The sequence below is a fragment of the Yersinia sp. 2542 StPb PI genome, assembly GCF_048593855.1.
GTDB classification, from domain to species: Bacteria; Pseudomonadota; Gammaproteobacteria; order Enterobacterales; family Enterobacteriaceae; genus Yersinia; species Yersinia enterocolitica_E.
In genome coordinates, this window is record NZ_JAZGQA010000149.1 from 1 (window position 1) to 11,108 (window position 11,108).

Here is an 11,108-nt window from a genome sequence, read left to right on the forward strand (position 1 = left end):
ATGTTTAGTTTTCTTCGAAATGGTTTTTTTAGCACACTAGCCTAATATCCCCGGCCAGATAATAACAATCAACGAACCTGCCAATGTTAATAGTACGTTGGCTATGGCATAAGTCCCGGCGTAACCCAGTGCCGGGATGTTACTGCGGGCAGTATCGCTGATGATGTCCATGGCCGGTGCGCAAGTGCGAGCACCCATAATGGCACCAAAAAGCAGAGCACGGTTCATGCGTAATACATAAGCGCCAAAGAGAAAGCAGATGACAACCGGGACCAGACTCACGATTAGGCCAGAGATAAGCATCTGCCCACCGACCGCGCCCAAGCTGCTATTAATACCGCCACCTGCACTTAATCCGACGCCAGCCATAAAGACCATTAACCCGAACTCTTTCACCATATTCAACGCACCTTGCGGGATATAGCCAAAAGTAGGGTGGTTAGCACGTAAAAATCCGAGCATGATGCCAGCCATTAACAGGCCGGCCGCATTACCAATGCCGAAACTGAAATTACTGAATTGGAAGGTAATTAAACCAATCATCAATCCGAGAATAAAGAAGGCACAGAAAGCCAGCAGGTCGGTGACCTGACTGTGAATAGAGATAAAGCCAATTTTTTCTGCCACGCTTTTAACGCGCCGTGCATCACCGCTGACTTGCAGTACGTCGCCTTTATTCAATACTACGTTGTCATCAATCGGCATTTCAATTTGGCTGCGGATCACCCGGTTTAGGAAACAGCCGTGGTCAGTCAATTTTAAGTGGCTGAGTCGCTTTCCAACAGCATTGCTATTTTTAACCACAATTTCTTCGGTAACAATGCGCATGTCCAGCAGGTCACGGTCGAAAACTTCTTTACCGTTACGAAAACTGGGATCAAGACGGGAGTGAGCGTCAGGGTAACCGACCAGTGAAATCTCGTCTCCCACTTGCAGCACCGCATCACCATCTGGGTTGGCTAAAATACCATTGCGGCGAATGCGCTCAATATAACAACCCGTTTGGCGGTAAATACCTAATTCACGTAGATTTTTACCATCTGCCCACGCCACCAGTTCCGGGCCAACCCGGTAGGCGCGAATGACAGGCAAATAGACCTTACGCTGGCTATCGGTATCCAGACCGCGCTCACGAGCAATCTGCTGAGCACTGGTCGGTAAGTCCTGGTGTTGGAGTTTGGGCAAATAACGTGCGCCCAAAATCAGGCTCACCAGCCCGATAAGATAGGTTAGGGCGTACCCGAGGCTCAGATTATCCTGCGCGTGTTGCAACGCCGGGTTATTGGCGATGGTATGGCGTAACGTATCACCTGCACCGACCAAAACCGGTGTGGAGGTCATGGAGCCTGCCAGCATCCCGGCAGTCAGGCCAATATCCCAGCCAAATAATTTACCCAGCCCCAACGCCAGAATCATTGCGCTACTTACCATGACCAGGGCGAGCATCAGGTAGTTTTTACCGTCGCGGAAAAATATAGAGAAAAAGTTTGGACCGGCTTCAACACCGACACAAAAAATAAATAGCATAAAGCCCAGATTCAGCGCTTCAGTATTGATGGTAAAGTGCTGTTGCCCAAGCAACAGTGATACCACCAACACACCAATAGCATTACCTAATTGAATAGGGCCGAGTCGCAGTTTACCCAGGCACAACCCCAAGGCTAAAACTACGAATAACAGCAAGATGTAATTGCCGTTTAACAGATTTGCGACGTTTATATTCACGAGTATGACTTTCTATTTAGCTCGAATGACCACGATGTATACGCTCTTGGTTTAAAGGTAGAAGGAGCATGTCTTTAAACTCAGAATATTTATCGCTAAACAGCACATAAAGGCAGGCGATAGTGGGAGTTATTCTAATCTGTCTGCTGCGAGACAGCCAGTAATAAGCAGGAAGTTTGGTCTCGCTAGAAGGATATGCTTTGTTACCAATTATAGATGGGTTTATATGTTGTTTGTAGGTCGCTTCGTCTGGTTTCCTGAGGCGGTTTTTACTGTGTGGTACTTGAGCCCCAGCAATAAAAAAAGGGCGCTAAGCACCCTTTTTCGGATAAAGCCAAATAATCTTGGCGAAGAAACGCTCTGTGCGGCTGACCAGATTACTGGAACAGGCTCAGATTTTCTTTAGCGTATGCTTCAAAATCTGTGCAACCGCCAATGTGTTTCTCATCAATGAAGATTTGCGGCACGGTTTCTACCGGTTTGCCGACGGTTTTTTCCAAATCAGCTTTGGTGATACCTTCCGCATGAATATCGATGTAACGGAATTTAAAATCGTCGCGTTCAGTTTCCAGTTTTTCTGCCAGTTCTTTAGCACGGACACAGTAAGGACATCCAGGACGCCCGAAAATCACAGCAAACATGTAAAACTCCTTAATTAAATTGAGCTATCCCCGCCATTTCTCAAACAGGGGTAATCACTTCGCCAACAGCTCTTTATATCTTCAACTGTTAAATGACTTCTAGCGCATTACTCACTCTTACTGCGGTCTACTATGCCCTTTGACGCGGTGAAAAAAAAGCAGGATTTGCCTGTTAGTTTGATTAATCGTACCTATTTGCTTATCGGTACTGTTACAAGTTGTGGGGATTCAATACACTGTGTAAACGCTTATGCAGAGCCTATCGGAGGTAAAGATGCGCTCGTTAGGAGATATGCCCCGCATTGTGATTATTTCAGAAGTGCTGGGGATGCTGTTACTGGTTGTTGCCTACCTAAGTATTAATGGCTACTTGTCATTATCTGGTTCAATGGGAACACCGGCTGTCGCCATTATTATGATTTTTGTCGGGATTGGCCTGATGCTCCCTGCCGCTGCGTGTATTGTTTGGCGCGTAGCGAGTGGTTTTGGACCACTATTAGGTAGCGCCGATAGAATATCAAGGCCGCCATCCAACAAAGAATCAGCGGCAGAACAGACCAAAAAGGATAATAAACCCGATCAGGATAATGACTGAGTCTTTATAAGGGCATTAAATTTGTCGGTATTGATCATAGCACTGTCGGTTAATATTCCGTAAGCTATGCCACTTTTCGTCTTATGAGAATCGTGAGGTAGGTAGTTATGGATTCACTCATCGTCCCGGATTTAGCCTTATTACGGCGTTGGCTGGATCAACTCGGTATCTCATTTTTTGAGTGCGACTCCTGTCAGGCGCTGCATTTGCCACATATGCAGAACTTTGAGGGCGTGTTTGATGCCAAAGTTGATTTGGTTGATAACATCATCTTGTTCTCGGCGCTGGCTGAAGTCAGGCCGACGGCCCTTATCCCGTTAGTCGCGGATCTGAGCCAAATAAATGCCAGCTCGCTGACGGTTAAAGCCTTTATCGATATTCAGGATGATAATTTGCCGAAATTGATTGTCTGCCAGTCACTGACGGTAGAAGTCGGTGTCACATTTGCTCAATTTGGCTATTTTATGCAGCAGTGTGAAGAGCAGATTTCGATGATCATTCTGGAAGCCCGTGCCAATGATTTACTGTTTATTGGCAACAGTGACGACGATGAATCGCTACAGACGGCGACGGCTTATCCGGTTATCCACTAATATCCCTTCATTAAATGTGCCGCTGATAGCGGTGGCACACTACTATTTCCCCTGTAAACCATAAGATATTCTGCTTTTTACCCTACTTTGCCAGATATTTATCGCCGTTTATGCCATTAGTGGCGCATTACATAGATAGAATGTGCATAAAAAATCGATAAAAGGCGTTTTTTACCCTAGAGTATGGTACGGATTGCCAAGTACGGTTATGCTGCTGTTTCTGCAAAGGGCATAATATTCCTCCGCCTAAACAGTGATTATTCTTACCAGGTGAATAATCACTCACCGTGCATAGTCATGCATCTGGTGCAGGTGGCAATAGCACTCGGCAGGGCAAAGGTGTTGTATCCTGGCGGATACAAATTTAGCGCACGACTTCACCCCCTATTCTGGAGGAGTTAACGGATGTTCACCCATCGTAAAAAGTGGTTATCGGGTGTTGCTGCTGGCTTGTTAATGGCCGCGTCCGTCTCAGCATCTGCTGAGGAAAAAACACTGCACGTTTACAACTGGTCCGATTATATCGCACCCGATACGCTGGCTAATTTCCAAAAGGAAACCGGCATTAAGGTTGTCTATGATGTGTTTGACTCCAACGAGGTGTTGGAAGGTAAGTTGATGGCCGGGAGTACCGGGTTTGATTTAGTGGTGCCATCAGCCAGTTTCCTTGAGCGCCAATTGTCTGCGGGTGTCTTTAAGCCGTTGGATAAAAGTAAGCTACCTAATTATAAAAATCTCGATCCTGAGTTGTTGGCGCTGGTCAGCAAACACGACCCAGAAAATAAATATGCTATTCCTTATTTGTGGGCGACAACAGGTATCGGCTATAACGTCGAGAAAGTGAAAGCTGCTCTGGGGAAAGATGCGCCAGTAAACAGTTGGGATCTAGTGCTGAAACCTGAAAATCTTGAGAAGTTGAAAAGTTGCGGTGTCTCTTTCCTGGATGCACCAAGTGAGATCTTTGCAACTGTACTCAATTACTTAGGTAAAGATCCAAACAGTATTCAGGCGACCGACTACACCGGTCCTGCTACTGAATTGTTGCTGAAACTGCGGCCGAACATCCGTTACTTCCACTCTTCACAATATATTAATGATCTGGCAAATGGTGACATCTGCGTCGCTGTCGGTTGGGCCGGTGACATCATGCAGGCGTCTAATCGGGCCAAAGAAGCGAAAAATGGCGTGAATGTGGCCTACAGCATTCCGAAGGAAGGCGCATTAGCGTTCTTTGATGTGTTTGCGATGCCATCTGATGCTAAAAATCAGGATGAAGCCTATCAGTTCCTGAATTACCTGATGCGCCCTGATGTGATTGCTAATATCAGTAATCATGTGTTCTATGCCAATGCCAACAAAGCGGCAACGCCATTGGTAAATGCAGAAGTACGTGATAATCCTGGTATTTATCCGCCAGCGGATGTGCGTGCCAAAATGTTCACGCTGAAAGTACAAGACCCGAAAATTGATCGTGTGATCACCCGGGCTTGGACAAAAGTGAAAAGTGGTAAATAACCCATTGGGGTGAATCAGTAGCTTGTGCTCAACGCGTGACTGATATCACATTGATGGAAAGTGAAATGAACGAGGGTAGGGGCAGGGAGTTTATCTTCCTGTTCCTGTTTTTTATTGTGCCGCATCTTAAATGCGGCCTGTTCTGCTTTTACGGAGAGCACGCTGAGTGAATGATGTAATTCCCCGCCCGCAGCCAAAATCCCAGAAGGTGTTTACACCCTTGTTGGAGATCCGCAACTTAACCAAATCATTTGATGGTCAGGCCGCGGTAGATGACGTCAATCTGACTATCTACAAAGGTGAGATTTTTGCGCTGTTAGGGGCTTCAGGCTGTGGTAAATCCACCCTGTTGCGGATGCTGGCCGGCTTTGAGCAGCCCACTCAGGGGCAGATAGTGCTCGATGGGCAGGACTTGTCTCATGTGCCGCCGTATCAGCGCCCGATCAATATGATGTTCCAGTCTTATGCGTTATTTCCCCATATGACGGTTGAGCAAAATATCGCGTTTGGCTTGAAACAAGACAAGTTACCTGCTGATGAGATCAAAAGCCGCGTTGCAGAGATGCTGACATTGGTGCACATGCAAGAGTTTGCTAAGCGTAAACCACACCAACTCTCTGGCGGGCAGCGTCAGCGCGTGGCTCTGGCCCGTAGCTTGGCCAAACGGCCAAAACTGCTGTTGCTGGATGAACCCATGGGGGCGTTGGATAAAAAGCTGCGTGACCGGATGCAACTGGAAGTGGTTGATATCCTTGAGCGGGTGGGGGCGACCTGTGTGATGGTTACCCATGACCAGGAAGAAGCGATGACGATGGCCGGGCGCATCGCCATTATGAACCGTGGCAAGTTTGTGCAAATTGGCGAACCGGAAGAGATTTATGAACATCCGAACAGTAGATTCAGCGCTGAATTTATCGGCTCGGTGAATGTATTTGAGGGGGTACTAAAAGAGCGGCTGGATGATGCATTGGTGATTGACAGCCCTGGTCTGCGCCATCCATTGAAAGTGGATTCTGATGCCTCGGTGGTAGACGGTGTCCCGGTATTTGTGGCTCTGCGCCCGGAAAAAGTGATGTTGTGTGAACAAGTGCCAGAAGATGGCTGCAACTTTGCAGTCGGTGAAGTGGTACACATTGCTTATCTGGGGGATTTATCCATTTATCATGTGAAGTTACACAGCGGGCAGATGCTGAGTGCACAGCTACAAAATGGTCATCGCTACCGTAAAGGGATGCCAACCTGGGGCGATGAAGTGCAATTATGTTGGGATGCTGACAGTTGCGTGGTTTTGGGTAATTAAGAGCCTTGGGGAGTTAATATCGTGATGTCTAAATCTACCCGTGGGGCAGCAGAACCACCGACCCGTACTGTCGGGCCGATTAAGGCTTTTGTCCAGCGTTACCAAATGGCGCATGGCCGTAAACTGGTTATTGCCATGCCTTATTTGTGGCTATTTCTGTTGTTTATGTTGCCGTTCCTGATTGTATTCAAAATCAGTCTGGCCGAGATGGCGCGCGCCGTACCCCCTTATACCGATCTGGTTACCTGGCTGGACGGCAAGTTGGATATCTCGCTCAATCTGGGTAACTATCTGCAACTGCTCGATGATCCGCTGTATATCGATGCTTACCTGCAATCACTGCAAGTGGCTGCGGTGTCGACGCTATGCTGCCTGATTATCGGCTATCCATTGGCTTGGGCGATTGCACACAGTAAATCATCCACTCGTAATATCTTATTGCTGTTGGTGATTTTACCGTCATGGACATCATTCCTCATTCGGGTTTATGCCTGGATGGGTATTCTGAAAAACAATGGAATCTTGAATAATTTCCTGATGTGGACCGGGATTATTGATCAACCGCTGATTATTCTGCACACCAATCTGGCGGTATACATTGGTGTGGTCTATTCCTATCTGCCATTCATGGTACTGCCAATCTATACTGCGCTGACCCGACTGGATTATTCGTTGGTGGAGGCGGCGCTGGATCTGGGGGCCAAGCCATTCAAGACCTTTATCAGTGTCATTGTGCCATTGACCAAAGGTGGCATTGTTGCCGGTTCCATGTTGGTGTTTATCCCTGCGGTGGGTGAGTTTGTTATCCCTGAACTGCTCGGTGGGCCGGACAGCATTATGATTGGTCGTATTTTGTGGCAAGAGTTCTTTAACAATCGCGATTGGCCGGTTGCCTCGGCGGTTGCGACGGTAATGTTAGTGCTGCTGATTGTGCCGATACTTTGGTTCCACAAGCATCAGAATAAAGAGATAGGAGGCCCGGTATGAATAACCTACCGGAAGTACGTTCGGTCTGGCGTCGGGTGATCCTTATTGTCGGTTATACCTTCTTGTATGCGCCGATGTTGATGCTGGTTATCTACTCATTTAACAGTTCTAAACTGGTAACCGTATGGGCGGGGTGGTCAACCCGTTGGTATACAGAGCTATTTAATGATTCAGCGATGATATCTGCCGTTGGCCTGAGTCTGACTATTGCCGCCGCCTCCGCCACGATGGCGGTGGTTCTGGGGACAATAGCCGCGGTGGTGATGGTGCGTTTTGGCCGTTTTCGCGGTTCAACCGGTTTTGCTTTTATGCTGACAGCGCCGTTGGTGATGCCCGATGTGATTACCGGTTTATCATTGCTACTGCTGTTTGTTGCTATGGGGCATGCTATCGGTTGGCCAGCAGAGCGTGGCATGTTCACCATCTGGCTGGCGCACGTCACCTTCTGTACTGCCTATGTGACGGTAGTGATAAGTTCTCGTCTGCGTGAGCTGGACCGTTCTATTGAAGAAGCCGCCATGGATTTGGGGGCCACACCGCTGAAAGTGTTCTTCGTGATTACCGTGCCGATGATTGCACCGGCATTAATCTCCGGCTGGTTATTGGCCTTTACTTTATCGCTGGACGATTTAGTGATTGCCAGCTTTGTTGCCGGCCCTGGGGCGACAACCTTGCCGATGCTGGTCTTTTCTAGTGTGCGGATGGGGGTCAATCCAGAGATTAATGCCCTTGCCACACTTATCTTGCTGGTGGTTGGGATAATCGGTTTAATCGCGTGGTGGTTTATGTCCCGTTCGGAAAAGCAGCGGTTGCGTGAATTACGAAAAGCTTCCCGTAGCTGATTTCCGTTAAAACTGTTAGGCTTCATTCTGCTTTAACGCCGCTGACCAGCGGCGTTATTGTCAGGAATAACATTAGGTTGCAGCAACCGGACTGAGGGCAGATAGGGCAACATGAGAAAACTATTTTCATCCTTAGCATTTTCATCCTCTGCAACGACGCCAGTACCGGTCCTCATCGCCGGTACTGCCATTATTGCTACCCGTATCCTCGGCGTATTATTATTGGTTGCGACTCTGGGGTGGGTGGGTACCGGCGAATTTATCAGTGAAAGTCTGCAAAGCTGGGATTTTGGCCTGATCTTCTTGGCCAGTGTGGTGCTATTGCTGTTAGACATTGTCTGCGGCGCTGCGGTGTGTTATCGCAAGAACTGGGCGCGTTGGTGCTATTTGGCGTGTCAGATTATCGCGAGTGTTTATTTGTTGATGGTGTCACTGGACTGGTTGTATTTAGATGTTTTTCGGGTTGAAGGTGATACCGGCAGCGAAATTTTACATAGCCTCCTGTTACAGAAGATCCCCGATGTGGTGATTATCGGTTTGCTGTTTTTCCCCTGGTACCGCTATTTCCCTCAGTCAAAATGAGTGTTTAGCGCGGCACAATGCTACAATTCGCCTCATCAACAGCCTCGGCTGCAAATTATTCAACTTCTCAGATTATAACGGTCAATATTAATGCATTGCGCACAGTATACGGCGGGTCGCTGTCGTTCCTGCCAGTGGCTGGATAAACCCTATCCACAACAACTGGCTGACAAACAACATCATTTGGAGAGCCTGCTAGCTGGTCACCCTGTGGCTCAGTGGTTAGCGCCGGTTTTCGGGCGTGAGAACGTTTTTCGTAATAAAGCGAAAATGGTGGTCAGTGGTAGTGTTGAACGGCCGCTATTGGGGATGTTGCATCGTGACGGTACCCCGGTCGATTTATCTGACTGTCCACTCTATCCGGCCAGTTTTGCCCCGGTCTTTACCGTGCTGAAAACGTTTATAGCCCGCGCTGGTCTCACACCCTATAACATTGCACGTAAACGCGGCGAGCTTAAATTCCTGTTATTGACTGAAAGTACTTATAGCGGTGAGTTAATGCTGCGCTTTGTACTGCGTTCTGAAACCAAGCTGGCGCAATTACGCGCAGCACTGCCATGGTTACAGCAGCAATTGCCTCAACTGGCTGTTATCTCGGCTAATATTCAGCCAGTGCATATGGCAATCTTGGAAGGGGAGCAAGAAGTCCCGTTAACTGAACAGCAGGCGCTGCCCGAACTGTTTAATCAGGTACCGCTGTTTATCCGGCCACAAAGTTTTTTCCAGACCAATCCTCAGGTTGCCGCCTCACTGTATGCCACGGCACGGCAATGGGTGCGGGAGCTGGATATCAGCAGTATGTGGGATCTGTTTTGCGGAGTAGGTGGTTTTGGTTTGCATTGTGCCAGCGCCGAGACACAACTCACCGGTATTGAAATTAACGCGGAAGCCATCGCCTGCGCACGTCAATCGGCGCAGCAGCTGGGATTAAAGAATGTCAGTTTTGCCGCACTGGATTCCACCCGTTTCGCCACCGCAGAAACGCAAGTGCCGCAGTTGGTCTTGGTTAATCCCCCACGGCGTGGCATGGGGGCTGAACTGTGTGACTATCTTGCTCAGATGGCACCTGAATTCATACTCTATTCAAGCTGTAATGCGCAGACAATGGCGAAAGATATCAGCCTGTTAACCGATTACCATATTGAGCGGGCGCAGTTGTTTGATATGTTTCCGCATACTGCTCATTACGAAGTCCTCATATTGCTTGCCCTGCGTCCTTGAAGCTGTAGGGTTGTTGGCTGCGTTCACTTACCCGAATCACTTACTTGAGTAAGCTCATCGGGATGCGTTCGCTTGCCGCCTACCTACAACTGCAATGACTTTGGGTATGTTCTGTGTCCTTGAAGCTGTAGGGTTGTTGGCTGTGTTCACTTACCCGAATCACTTAACTTGAGTAAACTCATCGGGATGCGTTCGCTTGCCGCCTACCTACAACTGCAATGACTTTGGGTATGTCCTGCGTCCTTGAAGCTGTAGGGTTGTTGGCTGTGTTCACTTACCCGAATCACTTAACTTGAGTAAACTCATCGGGATGCGTTCGCTTGCCGCCTATCTACAACTGCAATGACTTTGGGGAAGTTATTAAATCAGTTTGGAAACCACTTATCATTGATGGCTTTATATGTCCCGTCAGCTTTAACGGCATCAATGGCTTTATTCAACTTCTCCAACAATGCGGTATTATCCGGGCGTACCGCAATGCCAAGGCCAGTGCCGAAGTATTGTGGGTCGGTCACATGTTCACCAACTGATGCCAGATTCGGATTGGTTTTCAGCCACTCATTCACTACAGCAGTATCACCAAACACCCCATCAATACGGCCATTTTTCAGGTCAATAATGGCATTCTGGTAGCTGTCATAAGCCACTGTCTGAATTTCAGGATGCAAATCCTGCAAATATTTCTGATGAGTGGTGCCATTTTCCATCCCGATTTTCTTGCCTTTCAGGTCGGCAAAAGAACTGAATTTACCTTTCGGCGCAATCACAATGGCGGAGTTTGCATAATAAGGCTGGGTGAACGCGACCTGTTTGCTACGCTCAGGGGTAATATCCATGCCAGAAATGACGGCATCATAACGTTTGAATTTCAGTGCTGGGATAAGACTATCAAAAGCCTGATTGGTGAAGGTACAGTTGGCCTCCATTTGTTTACACAACGCTTTTGCCAGATCCATATCGAAGCCGACGATTTCGTTATTGGCATCCATTGATTCAAATGGCGGATAGGTGGCTGAGGCAGCAAAACGAATAGTTTCTGCGGCAGTCGCGCTGAAAACCATACCACTGAGTAGGGTTGCCAATAGTAACTTTTTCATGCTTAAACTC

11 protein-coding genes are annotated in these 11,108 nt (G+C 48.0%); 8 read left to right on the forward strand and 3 right to left on the reverse strand.

The features are described from left to right. Positions 1 to 36: 36 nt before the first annotated feature. Together V1952_RS16165 and V1952_RS16170 are read right to left on the reverse strand one after the other, a co-directional pair. Positions 37 to 1,725, reverse strand: a complete 1,689-nt coding sequence (locus V1952_RS16165; RefSeq protein WP_372559363.1) for an aspartate:alanine antiporter — start codon at positions 1,723 to 1,725, stop codon at positions 37 to 39. 377 nt (positions 1,726 to 2,102) lie between these two features. Continuing rightward, complete coding sequence (locus V1952_RS16170; protein WP_004873700.1) at positions 2,103 to 2,366, reverse strand: GrxA family glutaredoxin; 264 nt, start codon at positions 2,364 to 2,366, stop codon at positions 2,103 to 2,105. 274 nt (positions 2,367 to 2,640) lie between these two features. On the opposite strand from V1952_RS16170, the gene V1952_RS16175 reads away from it, so the two are divergent. The 8 genes from V1952_RS16175 to rlmC all read left to right on the forward strand — a co-directional run bounded on the left by V1952_RS16175 (position 2,641) and on the right by rlmC (position 10,001). Next, positions 2,641 to 2,961 (forward strand): YbjC family protein, encoded by a 321-nt coding sequence (locus V1952_RS16175; RefSeq protein WP_372559362.1) that lies wholly within the window; start codon positions 2,641 to 2,643, stop codon positions 2,959 to 2,961. Between the two features lie 107 nt (positions 2,962 to 3,068). Further along, positions 3,069 to 3,554: a YbjN domain-containing protein gene (locus V1952_RS16180; RefSeq protein WP_083158399.1), complete on the forward strand. Its 486-nt coding sequence runs from the start codon at positions 3,069 to 3,071 to the stop codon at positions 3,552 to 3,554. A 405-nt stretch (positions 3,555 to 3,959) separates the two neighbouring features. Beyond that, on the forward strand, positions 3,960 to 5,069 hold the full coding sequence (gene potF / locus V1952_RS16185) for a spermidine/putrescine ABC transporter substrate-binding protein PotF (protein ID WP_083158400.1): 1,110 nt from the start codon (positions 3,960 to 3,962) through the stop codon (positions 5,067 to 5,069). A gap of 166 nt (positions 5,070 to 5,235) precedes the next feature. Then, positions 5,236 to 6,369 (forward strand): putrescine ABC transporter ATP-binding subunit PotG, encoded by a 1,134-nt coding sequence (gene potG / locus V1952_RS16190; protein WP_083158401.1) that lies wholly within the window; start codon positions 5,236 to 5,238, stop codon positions 6,367 to 6,369. A gap of 24 nt (positions 6,370 to 6,393) precedes the next feature. Next, positions 6,394 to 7,356: a putrescine ABC transporter permease PotH gene (potH, locus tag V1952_RS16195; protein ID WP_372559361.1), complete on the forward strand. Its 963-nt coding sequence runs from the start codon at positions 6,394 to 6,396 to the stop codon at positions 7,354 to 7,356. Further along, complete coding sequence (potI, locus tag V1952_RS16200) at positions 7,353 to 8,198, forward strand: putrescine ABC transporter permease PotI (protein ID WP_420075112.1); 846 nt, start codon at positions 7,353 to 7,355, stop codon at positions 8,196 to 8,198. The genes potH and potI overlap by 4 nt, the downstream gene beginning before the upstream one ends. Positions 8,199 to 8,309: 111 nt before the next feature. After that, positions 8,310 to 8,780, forward strand: coding sequence for a YbjO family protein (locus V1952_RS16205; protein ID WP_372559360.1), 471 nt, complete (start codon positions 8,310 to 8,312; stop codon positions 8,778 to 8,780). Between the two features lie 90 nt (positions 8,781 to 8,870). Further along, positions 8,871 to 10,001, forward strand: a complete 1,131-nt coding sequence (rlmC, locus tag V1952_RS16210) for a 23S rRNA (uracil(747)-C(5))-methyltransferase RlmC (protein ID WP_420075113.1) — start codon at positions 8,871 to 8,873, stop codon at positions 9,999 to 10,001. Between the two features lie 365 nt (positions 10,002 to 10,366). Here rlmC and artJ read toward each other — a convergent pair whose 3' ends face one another. Then, positions 10,367 to 11,098: an arginine ABC transporter substrate-binding protein gene (gene artJ / locus V1952_RS16215; RefSeq protein WP_372559358.1), complete on the reverse strand. Its 732-nt coding sequence runs from the start codon at positions 11,096 to 11,098 to the stop codon at positions 10,367 to 10,369. Positions 11,099 to 11,108: the final 10 nt, after the last annotated feature.